Source organism: Geodermatophilus sp. URMC 64 (assembly GCF_053502555.1).
This window is the reverse complement of sequence record NZ_CP199955.1, coordinates 1,267,567-1,282,676: the sequence shown is the minus strand read 5'-3', so window position 1 is coordinate 1,282,676 and position 15,110 is coordinate 1,267,567. Positions and strand designations below refer to the sequence as shown.

The 15,110-nt window shown below is 74.6% G+C and carries 13 protein-coding genes; 1 reads left to right on the top strand and 12 read right to left on the bottom strand.

The genetic code is table 11. From position 1 onward, the window contains the following. Positions 1-17: 17 nt before the first annotated feature. The 12 genes from mnmA to ACWIYF_RS06300 form a co-directional block, all read right to left on the bottom strand. Positions 18-1,118 carry a tRNA 2-thiouridine(34) synthase MnmA gene (gene mnmA / locus ACWIYF_RS06355; protein WP_448627274.1) on the bottom strand — a complete coding sequence of 367 codons (1,101 nt, stop codon included), beginning with the start codon at positions 1,116-1,118 and terminating at the stop codon, positions 18-20. Next, the gene (locus ACWIYF_RS06350; RefSeq protein WP_448627273.1) at positions 1,115-2,305 is read right to left on the bottom strand and encodes a cysteine desulfurase family protein; all 1,191 of its coding nucleotides are present in this window, start codon (positions 2,303-2,305) and stop codon (positions 1,115-1,117) included. The genes mnmA and ACWIYF_RS06350 overlap by 4 nt, the downstream gene beginning before the upstream one ends. Continuing rightward, positions 2,302-3,705, bottom strand: a complete 1,404-nt coding sequence (locus ACWIYF_RS06345; RefSeq protein WP_448627272.1) for an MFS transporter — start codon at positions 3,703-3,705, stop codon at positions 2,302-2,304. Before ACWIYF_RS06345 ends, ACWIYF_RS06350 begins: the two co-directional genes overlap by 4 nt. Before the next feature lie 102 nt (positions 3,706-3,807). Beyond that, the gene (locus tag ACWIYF_RS06340) at positions 3,808-4,773 is read right to left on the bottom strand and encodes an electron transfer flavoprotein subunit alpha/FixB family protein (protein ID WP_448627271.1); all 966 of its coding nucleotides are present in this window, start codon (positions 4,771-4,773) and stop codon (positions 3,808-3,810) included. A 44-nt stretch (positions 4,774-4,817) separates the two neighbouring features. Next, entirely contained in the window at positions 4,818-5,597 is a 780-nt protein-coding gene (locus tag ACWIYF_RS06335; RefSeq protein ID WP_448627270.1) for an electron transfer flavoprotein subunit beta/FixA family protein, read from the bottom strand. A 115-nt stretch (positions 5,598-5,712) separates the two neighbouring features. Beyond that, positions 5,713-6,831, bottom strand: coding sequence for a PLP-dependent cysteine synthase family protein (locus ACWIYF_RS06330; protein WP_448627269.1), 1,119 nt, complete (start codon positions 6,829-6,831; stop codon positions 5,713-5,715). Positions 6,832-6,854: 23 nt separating this feature from the next. Beyond that, the gene (locus ACWIYF_RS06325; protein WP_448627268.1) at positions 6,855-7,970 is read right to left on the bottom strand and encodes an ABC transporter ATP-binding protein; all 1,116 of its coding nucleotides are present in this window, start codon (positions 7,968-7,970) and stop codon (positions 6,855-6,857) included. Continuing rightward, positions 7,967-8,857, bottom strand: a complete 891-nt coding sequence (locus ACWIYF_RS06320) for an ABC transporter permease (protein ID WP_448627267.1) — start codon at positions 8,855-8,857, stop codon at positions 7,967-7,969. The genes ACWIYF_RS06325 and ACWIYF_RS06320 overlap by 4 nt, the downstream gene beginning before the upstream one ends. Then, positions 8,854-9,822, bottom strand: coding sequence for an ABC transporter permease (locus ACWIYF_RS06315; RefSeq protein WP_448627266.1), 969 nt, complete (start codon positions 9,820-9,822; stop codon positions 8,854-8,856). The genes ACWIYF_RS06320 and ACWIYF_RS06315 overlap by 4 nt, the downstream gene beginning before the upstream one ends. Continuing rightward, entirely contained in the window at positions 9,798-10,949 is a 1,152-nt protein-coding gene (locus ACWIYF_RS06310; RefSeq protein WP_448627265.1) for an extracellular solute-binding protein, read from the bottom strand. The genes ACWIYF_RS06315 and ACWIYF_RS06310 overlap by 25 nt, the downstream gene beginning before the upstream one ends. Positions 10,950-11,090: 141 nt before the next feature. After that, on the bottom strand, positions 11,091-11,876 hold the full coding sequence (locus ACWIYF_RS06305) for an enoyl-CoA hydratase/isomerase family protein (RefSeq protein WP_448627264.1): 786 nt from the start codon (positions 11,874-11,876) through the stop codon (positions 11,091-11,093). A gap of 107 nt (positions 11,877-11,983) precedes the next feature. After that, positions 11,984-12,751 (bottom strand): ABC transporter ATP-binding protein, encoded by a 768-nt coding sequence (locus ACWIYF_RS06300; protein ID WP_448627263.1) that lies wholly within the window; start codon positions 12,749-12,751, stop codon positions 11,984-11,986. 119 nt (positions 12,752-12,870) lie between these two features. On the opposite strand from ACWIYF_RS06300, the gene glgX reads away from it, so the two are divergent. Then, the gene (gene glgX, locus ACWIYF_RS06295; RefSeq protein ID WP_448627262.1) at positions 12,871-15,027 is read left to right on the top strand and encodes a glycogen debranching protein GlgX; all 2,157 of its coding nucleotides are present in this window, start codon (positions 12,871-12,873) and stop codon (positions 15,025-15,027) included. The last annotated feature ends 83 nt before the right edge of the window (positions 15,028-15,110 follow it).

Below are 15,110 nucleotides of genomic sequence, written 5' to 3'. Positions count from 1 at the left end.
GACGGTAGCCGGTCCGCTCAGCAGCCCGGCGTCGTCCGCGCAGGCCGTGCAGCCCGCAGCACGGTCCCCTGCCCGAGCACGCGGTCGCCGCGCGCGGAGTCCGGCTCGTAGAGCACCGCGGACTGTCCGGGAGCGACCCCGCGCTGCTCCTCCGCGAGCCGCAGGCACAGCCCGCCGTCGTCGGCGGCGGTCACCTCGCACGCGACCGGCGTCCCGTGCGCGCGCAGCTGCACCTCGGCGCGCAGCGGCAGCGCGGGAGCCGGGCCGGTCCACGTCGGCGGGGCGGTCCGCACCTCGCGGACGCCGGCGAGCTCCGCCGTCCCGATGGTGACCGTGCGGCTGACCGGCTCGATGCCGAGCACGTAGCGGGGCCGCGCGTCGCCCACGTCCACGCCGAGGCCGCGGCGCTGCCCCACGGTGAAGTTGTAGGTGCCGCCGTGCTCGCCCACGGTGGCGCCGGTGGCGGCGTCGACCAGCGGGCCGGGGCGGCTGCCCAGCCGCCGCGCCAGGAAGCCGCGGGTGTCGCCGTCGGGGATGAAGCAGATGTCGTGCGAGTCGGGCTTGGCGGCGACGGCGAACCCGCGCTCGGCGGCGATCTCGCGGACCCGGTCCTTGGTCATGCCGCCGAGGGGGAACACGGCGCCGGCCAGCTGCTCCGGCGTGAGCACGCCGAGCACGTAGGACTGGTCCTTGGCCGGGTCGACCGAGCGGCGCAGCTCCCCGCCGGCGAGCCGGGCGTGGTGGCCGGTGACCACGGCGTCGAACCCGAGCGCCCGTGCGCGGTCCAGCACCGCGGCGAACTTGATCTTCTCGTTGCAGCGCAGGCACGGGTTCGGCGTCCGCCCCGCGGCGTACTCGGCGACGAAGTCCTCGACGACGTCCTCGGCGAACCGCTCGGCGAGGTCCCAGACGTAGAACGGGATGCCGAGCTCGTCGGCGACCCGGCGCGCGTCGTGCGCGTCCTCGACGCTGCAGCAGCCGCGCGAGCCGCTGCGCAGGGTCTGCCGGTGCTGGGAGAGCGCCAGGTGCACCCCGGTGACGTCGTGGCCGGCGTCGACGGCGAGCGCGGCCGCGACCGCGGAGTCCACTCCCCCGCTCATCGCGGCGAGCACCCTCATCGAGCGCCCATGCCCGCCCGGCGAGCCCGCTCCACCACCGGCGCGATGACCTCGAGCAGGGCGTCGACGTCGGCGTCGACGCTCGTGTGGCCGAGGCTGAACCGCAGCGAGCTGCGGGCGCGGTCGGAGTCGGCGCCGACTGCGAGCAGCACGTGGCTGGGCCGGGCGACCCCGGCGCTGCACGCCGAGCCGGTCGAGCACTCGACGCCGCGGGCGTCGAGCAGCATGAGCAGCGCGTCGCCCTCCGCGCCGGCGAACGACAGGTGCGCGTTGCCCGGCAGCCGGCCGGGCCCGCCGGCGATCTCGTCATCCAGCGGCGCGCCGTTGAGCTGGACGTCCGGGACCCGCTCGACCACGCCGGCGACCAGCCGGTCGCGCAGCTGCGCGAGCCGGCCGGCGCGCTCCTCGCGCGCGGCGACGGCGGTCGTCGTCGCCACCTGCAGGCCGACGATCGCGGCGACGTCCAGCGTGCCCGACCGGACGTCGCGCTCCTGGCCGCCGCCGTGCAGCAGCGGGGTGCACTCGGCGTCGCGGCGCAGCAGCAGCACGCCGGCGCCCATCGGCCCGCCGAGCTTGTGCCCGGTCATGGTGAGCGCGTCCGCGCCGCTGGCCGCGAAGGCGACCGGCACCTGGCCGACCGCCTGCACGGCGTCGGTGTGCAGCGGCACCTCGACGGCGTGCGCGACGTCGGCCAGCGCGGCCACGTCGCTGACCGTGCCGATCTCGTTGTTGGCCCACATGACGCTGGCCACCGCGACGTCGGTCCCGTCGCCGAGCGCGTCGTGCAGGGCGTCCGGCAGGACGCGCCCGCTGGGTTCGAGGGACAGCCAGGTGATCTCGGCGCCGTCGTGCTTGGCCAGCCACTCGACGCTGTCGAGGACGGCGTGGTGCTCGGCCGGGCTGACCACGATGCGCCGCCGCCGCGAGTCGGCGCTGCGCCGGGCCCAGAACAGGCCCTTGACGGCGAGGTTGTCGCTCTCGGTGCCGCCGCTGGTGAACAGCACCTCCGACGGGCGGGCGCCCAGCGCCTCGGCGAGCCGCTCGCGCGACTGCTCGGCCACACGGCGGGCGGCCCGGCCGCTGGCGTGCAGCGAGGAGGCGTTGCCCACGCGGCCGAGCTGCTCGGTCATCGCGGTCAGCACCTCGGGCAGCACCGGGGTCGTGGCCGCGTGGTCCAGATAAGTCATGGCGCCGCCAGGGTAGTCGCGTCCGCCGGAGCCCCCCGTCCGGGAACCGGGGCCGCGGCGCGGCCGGCGACCCGGACGCCGACCAGCGCCAGCAGCGTGAAGGCGCCGACCGAGCAGAGGATTGCGACAGGGAGGGTCAGGGCCCCGGCCGCCGCGGCGGAGACGAGGACACCGGCCAGGCCGATGCACAGGGCGGACGCGGTGACGTCGGAGATCTGCAGCGCGGCGGAGTCCGCGCCCCGCCGGCGCTCGGGCGACTGGTCGAGCAGCAGCACCCCCACGCTCGGCATCCCGAACCCCATGCCCAGCCCGGCCACGGCCCAGGTCAGGTAGGCCGGCCAGCCGCCCAGGGCCGGGACGGCGGCCAGTGCCGTGCCGCCGAGGCCGAGGGCGAGCAGCGCGAACCCGAGCCGCAGCAGCCGCGCCCGCGGCGCGTCCGGGAACCGGCCCTGCAGCTGCGAGGCCGCGGCCCAGCCGACCGCGCCCGCGGTCAGCGGGATGCCGGCGGCGGTCGCGCCGAACCCGTGCACCGCGGTGAGGGTGAGCGGCAGCAGCGCGTCCATGCCGAAGAAGGCGCCGGCCAGCAGCCCGCGCGAGGCGACGACGGCGGGCAGTCCCCGCGCGGCCCGGCCGGTACCCGCCGGCAGCAGCGGCCGCAGACCCGCGACCAGCGCGACCAGCCCCGCGACGGCGACGAGCAGGGCGACGGCGTCCCGGCGCTGGCCGGCGTACTGCAGCGCGGCGATGCCGAGCCCGGCCAGCAGCGCCCACCACCGGCGGGCGGCCCCGTGCCCGGCGGCGGCCGCGGGCGCCGGGAGCGCCCGGACGGCGGGCAGCACCAGCGCCAGGCCCAGCACGATGAGCGGCAGCAGACCGAGGAAGACCAGCCGCCAGCTCGCGTGCGTGGTGAGCAGCCCGGCCACGAGCGGGCCGACCAGCGCGGGCAGCACCCAGGCGGCGCTGATCGCGCCGAACAGCCGCGGGCGCAGGGCCGGCTCGTAGGCCTGGCCGGCGATCACGTACAGCAGGACGGCGATGACCCCGGCGCCGAAGCCCTGCACGGCGCGCCCGGCCACGAAGACGGCCATGTGCCCGGCCGCGCCGGCGGTGAGCAGGCCGGCGGCGAACGCGCCGACGCCCCAGGGCAGGGCCACCCGCGGTCCTCGCCGGTCGCCCAGGTTGCCGCCGACGACCATCCCGACGACCGAGGCGACGAGGAAGGCGGAGAACGGCCACGCGTACCAGGCCAGCCCGTCGAGCTCGGCCACCGCGGTCGGCATCGCCGTCCCCACGGCCATCGCCTCGAAGGCGATGAAGGTGACCAGCATGAGCAGGCCGGCGGTGGTCAGCCGGTGCGCGCGGTCGAACACCTTCGCCGTCCCCTGCACCGCCGCGCTCACCTCCCGGCCAACCGCCGCAGCCCGCCGCAGCTTCCCCGGACGGACGTCGGGCGCCGACCCCGCGAGGGGATCGGCGCCCGACGGCCGGACCGGGGTCCTTGTTCAGCCCTTGCGGGCCTTGATCAGCTCGGTGGCCTGCGGGGCCACCTGAAACAGGTCGCCGACGACGCCGAAGTCGGCCAGCTCGAAGATCGGCGCCTCGGGGTCCTTGTTGACCGCGACGATGGTCTTCGAGGTCTGCATGCCGGCGCGGTGCTGGATCGCACCGGAGATGCCGACGGCGATGTAGAGCTGCGGCGAGACGGTCTTGCCGGTCTGCCCGACCTGGAAGGTGTGCGGGTAGAAGCCGGAGTCGACCGCGGCGCGCGAGGCACCGACGGCGGCGCCGAGGGAGTCGGCCAGGTTCTCGATGATGGAGAAGTTCTCGGCGCTGGCGACGCCCCGGCCGCCGGAGACGACGATCGCGGCCTCGGTCAGCTCCGGCCGGCTGCTCTTCTGCTCCACGACCCGGTCGACCACGCGCACGGCCTTGGCGGCGTCGGACAGGCTGACCTCGACGGTCTCCTCGGCTGCGGCGCCGGGGGCCGGCTCGGGGGCGACCGAGTTGCCGCGCAGCGTGTAGATCGGGGTGCCGGTGGCGACCTTCGAGTGGACGATGACCTGCCCGGCGAAGGCCACCTGGGTGGCGGTGCCGTCGCCGGTGATCTCCGTGACGTCGGTGAGGAAGCCGCTGCCGGTCTTCACCGCCAGCCGTGCGGCGACCTCCTTGCCCTCCGGCGAGGAGGGGATGACGACCGCGGCCGGCGAGACGCGCTCGACCAGCTGCGCGAGCACCTCGGCCTTCGGGGCGACGAGGTAGTCGTCGATCTCGGGCGACTCGGCGACGTACACCTTCTGCGCGCCGTACTCGGCCAGCGCGTCCTTGACGCCGGCGGCCGAACCGGGAGCGCCGGCCACGACGGCGGAGGGCTCACCCAGAGCACGCGCGGCGGTCAGCGCCTCCAGCGTGGTCTTGCGGACGCCGCCGCCATCGGGGTTGAGCTCGACGAGGACCAGGACCTCTGCCATGACTGCTCGATCTCCTTCTCTTCGCTCTTCGCTCGGGTCCGCGGTCAGACGATCTTCTGCTCGGCGAGGAAGCCGACGAGCTTCTCGGCGCCGTCGCCCTCGTCGGTCACCTTGACGCCGGCGCCCTTCGGCGGGCGGGGGGCGAAGTCGAGGACCTGGCTGGTGGCGCTGGCCAGACCCACCGAGCCGGCGTCCAGGCCCAGGTCGGCCAGGGACTTGGTCTCCACCGGCTTCTTCTTGGCGGCCATGATGCCCTTGAAGGACGGGTAGCGCGGCTCGTTGATCGAGTCCCAGGTGGACACGATCGCCGGCAGCGGGGCCTCCAGCGCCCAGTAGCCGGTGTCGGTCTGCCGCTCCACCTTCGCGGTCGCGCCCTCGATGGTCAGCTTGCGGGCGCCGGACAGCTGCGGGATGCCCAGCCGCTCCGAGAGCAGCGCCGGCATGACGCTCATCTGCGAGTCGGTGGCCTCGGCGCCGCACAGGACGAGGTCGTACTCCAGCTGCTGCAGCGCCGCGGCGAGCACCGCGGAGGTCTGCAGCGCGTCCGAGCCGTGGATGGCCTCGTCGGAGACGTGCACCGCCTTGTCGGCGCCCATCGACAGCGCCTTGCGGATCGCGTCGGTGGCCGAGTCCGGGCCGACGGTCAGCACGGTCACCTCGCCGCCCTCGCGGTCGCGGACCAGCAACGCCTCCTCGATCGCGTACTCGTCCATCTCGTTGATGACGTTGTCCGCCGTCGCCCGGGCGACGGTGTTGTCCGCCGGGTCCAGCGCCCGTGCGCTGCCCGAGTCGGGGACCTGCTTGACCAGAACGACGATGTTCATCGCCAGACCTACCTCCGCGATGGGGTCAGGGCGCGGGCCTGCCGCCCGCCTAGCTCCGATCATGGAGGTTACTGGCCGGTAACGGACCCGCGCCCCGGGGCCCGGGTGACCCGCATCACGCGGGCGGCCGCCATTCCCCGCTGCGGGCGAAGTGCTCCAGCGTGGCGGCGTACGGCTCGAGGTCCAGCCCGCGGGCGGCCACCCACTCGTCGGAGTAGTACGTGTGCGCGTACCGCTCCCCGCCGTCGCACAGCAGGGTGACGACGCTGCCGGTCCGGCCCGCGGCCAGCATCTCCGCCACGAGCGCGAAGGCGCCCCAGAGGTTCGTGCCGGTCGAGCCGCCCGCCCGGCGGCCGGTCACCCGCTCCAGGTGCCGGACAGCGGCCAGCGACGCGGCGTCCGGGACGCAGATCATCCGGTCGACGATCGTCGGCACGAACGACGGCTCCACCCGCGGCCGCCCGATGCCCTCGATCCGCGACGGCCGGCCGGTCGCCACCGTCGGGTCGCCGTCCCGCCAGCCGGGGAAGAACGACGACCCCTCCGGGTCGACGACGGCCAGCCGGGTGGGCAGCCGCCGGTAGCGCACGTAGCGGCCGATCGTGGCGCTGGTGCCGCCGGTGCCCGCGCCGACGACGACCCACTCGGGCACCGGGTGCCGCTCGCGACCCATCTGCGAGAACACCGACTCGGCGATGTTGTTGTTGCCGCGCCAGTCGGTGGCCCGCTCGGCGTTGGTGAACTGGTCGAGGTAGTGCCCACCGGTCTCGGCGGCGATCCGCCGGGCCTCGTCGTAGACCGACGGCGGGTCGGCCACCAGGTGGCAGCGCCCGCCGTGGAACTCGATGAGCGCGATCTTCTCCGGGCTGGTGCCCGCCGGCATGACCGCCACGAACGGCAGGCCCAGCATGCGCGCGAAGTAGGCCTCGCTCACCGCCGTCGAGCCGCTGGACGCCTCGACCACGGTGCTGCCCTCGGTGATCTGCCCGGAGCAGAGGGCGTAGAGGAACAGCGAGCGGGCCAGCCGGTGCTTGAGGCTGCCGGTGGGGTGGGTCGACTCGTCCTTGAGGTAGAGGTCGACGCCCCACTCCGGCGGCAGCGGGTAGACCAGCAGGTGGGTGTCCGCGCTGCGCAGCGCGTCGGCCTCCACGGCGGCGACCGCGCGGTCCACCCACGCCCGGCCGGAGGGATCGGAGCGGTCGACGTCGGACGCGGGGTCGGGCTGGGCCGTCACCCCCCGATGATTCCGCACCGCGGCTACGCCGGTTCGTCCCCGGCCGGCTCGGCGGGCGCCACCAGCAGCGGCCGGTCGGCGAGGGTGACCGCGACCGCCGTCCCCGGCACCAGGTGCTGGCTCTCGGCGCTGGCGACGTCGGCCTGCACCTCCGTGCCGTCCGGCAGCGCGACGGTCAGCCGGGTGACCGCTCCGGAGAAGACGCGGGTCACGACCCGGCCGGCACCGTCGGGGTCGGCCGCCACGCCCAGCGCCTCGGGCCGGACGAGGGCGACCACCGGCCCGCCGGCCGGGACCGCTCCGGCGACCGGGCGCCGGGTGCCGAGCACCTGCACGCCGCCTTCGACCAGGGTCGCGGGCAGCCGGTTCATCGTGCCGACGAACTGCGCGACGAAGGCGGTCGCCGGCCGCTCGTAGAGCTCGTCGGGCCCGGCCATCTGCTCGAGGCGGCCCGCGCGCAGCACGCCGACGCGGTCGGCCACCGACAGCGCCTCGGCCTGGTCGTGCGTGACGAAGACCGTGGTGATGCCGACCTCGAGCTGCAGCCGGCGGATCTCGTCGCGCAGCTGCACCCGGACCTGCGCGTCCAGGGCGGACAGCGGCTCGTCGAGCAGCAGCACCTGGGGCGCGACGGCCAGCGCCCGGGCCAGCGCCACGCGCTGCTGCTGGCCGCCGGAGAGCTGGTGCGGGTAGCGCCCGCCGCGGTCGCCCAGGCCGACCAGCTCCAGCAGCTCGGCCGCCCGCCGCCGCTGCTCGGCCCGGCTGCGGCCGCGCACCCGCAGCCCGAAGGCGACGTTGTCGGCCACGGTGAGGTTGGGGAACAGGCTGTAGGCCTGGAAGACCATGCCCATGTCGCGCTTGCTGGCCGGGACGTCGGTGTAGTCGCGGCCGTCGAGCAGCACCCGGCCGGCGTCGGGCCGCTCGAAGCCGGCGATCGCCCGCAGCGCCGTCGTCTTGCCGCAGCCCGAGGGACCCAGCAGCGCGACCAGCTCGCCACCGGCGATCTCGAGGTCGAGACCGTCGAGGGCGAGCACCGACCCGTAGCGCCGGGTCAGCCCCTCGAGGCGGACGGCGACCCCGGGGCGCTCGCGCAGCTCGGCGGCAGCGCCGACGTCGGTGGACACGGGAGCCGTGGTCATGCGGGGTCCTTCCCGGGGCGCCGGCGGTCCAGCGCGGAGATCAGCAGGAGCAGCGCCCAGGTGACGGCGAGGGACAGCACGGAGACCGACACCGACAGCTGCGGCTGGGAGCCGGCGATCTGCACGATCCAGGTCGGGAACGTGACGAACCCGAGGATGACGGCGATCGTGTACTCCCCCATCACCAGGGCGAAGGTCAGGAACGCGGCGTTGAGCACGGAGGTGCGCAGCACCGGCAGCACCACCGACACCAGCACCCGCGGCCAGGAGGCGCCGAGGTTGCGCGCGGCCTCGGTCAGCGTCCGCAGGTCGACCCCCCGCAGCCCGGCGTCGAGCGCCCGGTAGACGAACGGCAGCGCCAGCACGACATAGACCAGGACGAGGATCCACGGCAGCGACGGCTCCTGGAGCGCGAAGAAGGCGTCGGCCAGGGGCGTGTTGAGGAAGTAGTCCGGCGCCCAGGCGAGCACGCTGCGCACGCCCACGACCAGGGCGATCGGCGGCAGCACCAGCGGCAGCAGGGTGAGCAGCTCCACCGCCGTCCGCAGCCGCGGCAGGCGCAGGTTCACCAGGACGACGGTCGGCACCATGAGCAGCAGCGCGAGCAGCACCGTGAGGACGGCGAGCAGCAGCGAGCGGGTGAAGGCGTCGGCGAAGCCCTCGGCGCCCGGGATGCCGGTGTAGTAGCGCGCGGTCAGCCCGCCCCGGCCGCGGTCCCGGATCGTGAACCACACGCTGGCCGCGATCGGGACGACGAAGTACAGCCCCAGGACGACGAGGACGGCCCAGCGCCACCCCCGCGCGCCGCGCCCGGCGGTCCGGACGGGGTGGGCCGGCGCGACGCTGCCCGCCCCGGTGACGGTGCCGAGCCCGGCCGAGGCGGTCACGACAGCCACCGCTGGGTGCGCCGCTGCACCCAGGCGTAGAAGGCCATGACGATCCCGATGAGCACGACCATGCCCAGCGCGAGCGCCTTCCCGAGGTTCTCCGAGCCGACGACCACGTTGCTCGAGAGCGCGTCGGCGATCTGCAGGGTCACCAGCGGCACGCTGCTGCCGACCAGCGCGCGGGCGGTGGCGTAGGCGGCGAAGGCGGTGGCGAACAGCAGCATGGTGGCGCCGATGACCGGGGGCGCGAGCACCGGGCCGCCGACGTAGCGCCAGTACTGCCAGCCGCTGGCCCCGAGGTTGTCGGCGGCCTCCCGCCACTGCGGGCGCAGCGCCTCCAGCGCCGGGGTGATGGTCAGGACCATCAGCGGGATGAGGAAGTACAGGTAGACCAGCGCCAGCCCGGCCATCGAGTACAGGGAGAACCCGCCGAGGCCCAGGCCGAGCGTGTCCTGGAGCAGGGCGGTGAGCACGCCGGCGTTGCCGATGGTGGCCAGGAAGGCGAAGGCCAGCGGGACCCCGCCGAAGTTGGCCGCGACGCCCGAGGCGGTGAGCACCAGCCGCCGCAGCAGCGTGCCGCGCCGCGTCCGCAGGACCGCCACGGCCAGCGCGAGGCCGAGGGCCGCGCCGAGCACCGCGGTGATCGCCGACAGCCGCAGGCTGCCGAGGTAGGCCCGGCGGTAGGCGCCCTCGGTGATCGTCCCGATCGAGGCGGTCGACCAGGTCTCCTGGAAGGTCACCGGGTCGGTCGCGCGGAAGGCCTCCACCGCCAGCACGCCGACGGGCAGCAGCAGGAAGACGGCGACGTAGAGGAAGAAGGGCAGCGCGCCGAGGACCGGCAGCACCCGCACCCAGCGGTGCCGGCGCCGGGTGCTCGGCCGGTCCGCGACGGCGACCGTCCCCGCGTCGCCGTCGCGGACCGGAGCGCCCTGGACGGTGCTCAGCCCGACATCTCCTCGTTCCACCGGGTCGCCACGACCTGCTGGGCGGCCGTCTCCTGCTCCTGGGTCGGGAAGTCCGCGGTGCCCTCGACGGCCGGCAGCGCGGCGAGCGCCGTCTCGTCGGCGGTCGCGGCCTCCTGCATCGACGGCAGCCGCACCGGGCGGGCGCCGCCCTTCAGCCAGATGTTCTGGCCCTCGTCGCTGTAGAGGAACTCCTCCCACAGCCGGGCCGCCGCCGGGTGCGGGGCGAACTTGCTGATCGCCTGGCTGTAGTAGCCGCCGAAGAGCCCGTCGCTCGGGACGTTGACCTGCCAGGTCACGCCCTGCTCGGCGAGGGTCTCGGTGAGGCCGACGTTGAGGTAGTCCCAATCGATCGCCAGCGGCGTCTCCCCGCTCTGGATCGTGGCCGGGGTGATCTCCACGGGGTTGAAGTTGCCGACGTCCTTGACCTGGACGAAGAAGTCGATCCCCGGGCCGATGTCGTCGAGGCTGCCGCCGTTGGCCAGCGCGGCCGCCCAGACGCCGCCGAAGGCCGCCGCGGCCTGCGTCGGGTTGCCGTTGAGGGCGACCCGGCCGGCGTACTGCGGGTCGAGCAGGTCGGCGAAGCTGGTCGGGCAGTCGCCGATCACCGTCTGGTTGCAGCCGATGGAGATGTAGCCGCCGTAGTCGTTGTACCAGAGGCCCTGGGGGTCCTTCTGGCCCTCGGGGATCTCGTCCCAGGTGGCCACCTGGTACGGCGCGAGGAGGTCCTGCGCGGCGGCCTGCCGGGCGAACGTCGTCCCGAGGTCGAGGACGTCGGGGGCGCGGTCCTGGCCGCGCTGGCTCGTGACCGCGTTCAGCTCGTCCTGGCTGGAGCCGTCCGGCGTCGCGCTGTTGATCTCGATGCCGTACTTCTCGCTGAAGGTGTCGAGCATCTCGCCGTAGTTCGCCCAGTCCGGCGGCAGCGCGATGACGTTGAGGGTCCCCTCCGCCTGGGCGGCCTCGACCAGGGCGTCCATCCCGCCGAAGTCGTCGACGGAGGTCGCGGTCGCGGCGTCGGTGTCGCTGCCGCCGCCTCCTCCCCCCGAGCCCCCGTCGTCCGAGCCGCAGGCGGCCAGGGTGAGTGCGGTCGTCAGGACGGCCGCAGCGGTCAGCGGAGTGCGTCGTCGCACGGATTTCCTCCAGTGGGAGCGCCGCGCCCGCCGGACCACTGCTTGACCCGGCAGGCAGACGGGCGCTGCGAATTCTGGCTGATCAGCGCCGGTTCCGGGACGTCGGCGAACACCAACGTGCGAGGAACGCCGCGCGAGGGCTCAGCGACCGGCGAAGGTCGCCTTCCCGGGGCCGCTCTCCAGGAAGGAGCGCATCCCGGTCTTCTGGTCCTCGGTGTCGAACAGCTCGGCGAACAGCCGGCTCTCGAGCTCGAGGCCCCGCGCCAGCGGCAGGTCCAGCCCCTCCTCGATCGCCCGCTTCGCCGCGGCCAGGGCCAGCGGCGGACCCGCGGCGAACTTCTTCGCCATCGCGACCGCGGTCGAGTACACCTCGTCGTCCGGGACGACGGCGTCGGCGAGGCCCAGCTCGAGCGCCTCCTCGCTGCCGACGTGCCGGCCGGTGAAGACGAGGTCCTTGGCCTTGGCCGGGCCGACGAGCCGGGCCAGCCGCTGCGTGCCGCCGGCACCCGGGATGACGCCGAGCAGGATCTCGGGCTGGCCGACCTTCGCGCCGGCGCCGAGCACCCGGAAGTCGGCGCACAGGGCCAGCTCGTAGCCGCCGCCCAGCGCGTAGCCGGTGACCGCCGCGATGACCGGCTTGGGGATGCGCTGCACCTCGATGAACGAGTTCTGCAGCTCGCGGCCCCAGGCCACCATCGCCGCGCCGTCGAGCTGCGACATCGCCTTGATGTCGGCGCCCGCGGCGAAGACCCGCTCGCCGCCGTAGAGGACCACGGCGCGGACGTCCTCGCGCGAGGCCGCCTCCTGGGCGGCGCGCCGGACCTCCCAGTGGAGCTGCTCGTTGATCGCGTTCATCTTCGGCCGGTCGAGGCGGATCGTGCCCACCCCGTCCTCGACCTGCAGGGTCACGAACTCCGGCTCGGTCACGGGGCCTCCACGTGTTCTCGGGGACGTCGTCGTCCCCGGCACATTAGAAGGACCCCCTTCTCCCCGCCCCTCGCAGGCTCGCGGCGGGGCCCGGAAGGGGGCCGTCCTCAGGCCATGCGGCGGGCGGTGAAGCGGCCGTCGCTGCGCGACAGCGACAGCGGCAGGCCGAAGGTGTCCGACAGCGCCGCCGCGGTGAGGACGTCGTCGGCCGGCCCCGCCGCCACCACCTCGCCCCCGCGCAGCAGCAGCGCGTGCGAGTAGCCGGGCGGGATCTCCTCGACGTGGTGCGTGACCAGCACCTGCGCCGGCGCGTAGTGGTAGCGGGCGAGGTCGGCGAGCCGCCCGACGAGGTCCTCCCGGCCGGCGAGGTCCAGCCCCGCGCCCGGCTCGTCGAGCAGCAGCAGCTCCGGGTCGGGCATCAGCGCGCGGGCGATCTGCGTCCGCTTGCGCTCGCCCTCGGACAGCGTCCCGAACGGCCGGTGCGCGAACTGGGCCACGCCCCACTGGTTCATCAGCATCGCCGCGCGGGTCAGGTCGTGGACGTCGTAGCGCTCCCGCCACCGGCCCACGACGGCGTACCCGGCGGAGACGACGACGTCCCCCGTCTTCTCGGCCGGGCCGATGCGCTGGGCCAGCGCCGCGCTGGTCAGGCCGATGCGCGGGCGCAGCTCGAAGACGTCGACCGCGCCGAGGGTCTCCCCCAGCAGCTGCACCTCGCCGCGGGTCGGGTGCATCTGCGCGGCGGCCAGCTGCAGCAGCGTCGTCTTTCCGGCGCCGTTCGGGCCGAGCACCACCCAGCGGTGGTCGGACTCGACGGTCCAGTCGACGCCCCGGAGGAGGTGGTTGTCCCCCCGGACGACGTCGACCCCTCGCATGCGGACGACCGGCTCGGAGCGGCCCCCACCAGACACACTGCTCGACACCCGTCCATCCAACCAACCCGCGTACCGCCACCCGCGACGCGGCTCGGCCCGGGAGGGGGCAGGATCACGGAGTGGACTCACTCCCCGCGGTCGAGACGTGGCCCGGGTGGCCCAGCCCGCTCGGGGCGCACTGGGACGGCACCGGCACGAACTTCGCGCTCTGGTCGGCCGGCGCCTCCGCGGTGGACCTCTGCCTGTTCGACCCCGACGGCACCGAGCACCGGCACCGCCTCCGGGAGAGCACCCACCAGGTGTGGCACGCGCGGCTGCCGGGGGTCGGCCCGGGCCAGCGCTACGGCTACCGGGTGCACGGCGCCTACGACCCGCCGCAGGGCCTGCGCTACAACCCGGCCAAGCTGCTGCTCGACCCCTACGCCCGCGCCGTCGACGGGCGGCTCGAGCTCGACGGGTCGCTGTTCGCCTTCCGCGACCAGAACCCGGACACGCACACCCCTGACGACCGCGACTCCGCGCCGTTCGTCCCGCGCGGCGTGGTCACCTACGACTCCTTCCCGTGGGAGGGCGACCGGCCGCCGGCCACCTCGTGGTCGGACACCGTCATCTACGAGGTGCACGTCAAGGGCGCGACCATGCGCCACCCCGGCGTCCCCCCGGCGCTGCGCGGCACCTACGCGGGCCTGGCGCACCCGGCGTTCATCGAGCACCTGACCGGCCTGGGCGTGACCGCGGTCGAGCTGCTGCCGGTGCACCACTTCGTCAGCGAGCCGCACCTGCTGAGCCGCGGCCTGACCAACTACTGGGGCTACAACACGCTGGGCTACTTCGCCCCGCACGCCGAGTACAGCTCGGCCGGCAGCGGTGGCGGGCAGGTCACCGAGTTCAAGGCGATGGTCAAGGCGCTGCACGCCGCGGGCATCGAGGTGATCCTCGACGTCGTCTACAACCACACCGCCGAGGGCGACCACCGCGGGCCGACGCTGTCGTTCAAGGGCATCGACAACCGCGCCTACTACCGGCTGCGCGGCGGGGACGGCTCGCGGTACACCGACTACACCGGCTGCGGGAACACCCTCGACGTCCGCCGTCCCGCCGTCCTGGCGCTGCTGATGGACTCGCTGCGGTACTGGGTGACCGAGATGCACGTCGACGGCTTCCGGTTCGACCTCGCCTCGGCGCTGGCCCGCTCCATGCACGACGTCGACCGGCTGTCGGCGTTCTTCGACGTCGTCCACCAGGACCCGGTGGTCAGCCAGGTCAAGCTGATCGCGGAACCGTGGGACGTCGGCGAGGGCGGCTACCAGGTCGGCAACTTCCCGCCGCCGTGGACGGAGTGGAACGGCAAGTACCGCGACACCGTCCGCGACGTCTGGTCGGGGGCGCAGGTCGGCGTCCGGGATCTCGCCTACCGGCTGACCGGCTCGTCGGACCTCTACCGCTCCGACGGCCGGCGCCCGTTCGCCAGCATCAACTTCGTCACCGCGCACGACGGCTTCACGATGCACGACCTGGTCACCTACGAGCGCAAGCGCAACGAGGCCAACGGCGAGGACAACCGGGACGGCGAGAGCCACAACCGCAACTGGAACTGCGGGGTCGAGGGACCCACCGACGACCCGGCGGTCAACGCGCTGCGCGCCCGGCAGGTGCGCAACCACCTGGCCACGCTGCTGCTGTCGACCGGCGTCCCGATGCTGACCGCCGGCGACGAGCTCGGCCGCACCCAGCAGGGCAACAACAACGCCTACTGCCAGGACAACGAGGTCTCCTGGATCGACTGGAAGGACGTCGACGAGGACCTGCTCGCCTTCGTCACCCGGCTGGTGCGGCTGCGCCGCTCCGCCCCGGCGCTGCGGCAGGAGGCGTTCTTCGAGGGCCACGAGCTCCCCGCCACCGGCGGCACCCGCGACCTCGCCTGGTTCAACCCCGAGGGCAGGCAGCTGACCACGTCGGACTGGTTCGACACCGGCCTGAAGACGGTCGGCATGTACCTCGACGGGCGGGCCATCCGCCACCGCGACGAGTTCGGCCGCCGGGTGGTCGACGAGTCCTGGTTCGTCTGGCTGCACGCCGGGGCCGAGACGACCGAGGTCACGCTGCCCGGCCCGCCCTGGGGCGACGGCTACGAGCTGGTGCTCTCCACGGAGTACCCGACCGGCACCCCGCCGCGGCCGGCCGTCGTCGGCCCCGGCCCGGTGCCGCTCCCCGGCCGCAGCGTCTGGCTGATGCGCGTCCTCCGCCGTCCGGGGTCCCCGCCCACGATCGGCTGACCTGGGCGTGAGGGGTCCTGGCTCGTGGTGGGAGCTGAGCCAGGACCCGCTGGGGTGAGGGAGGACGACGGGGAGGACGACGC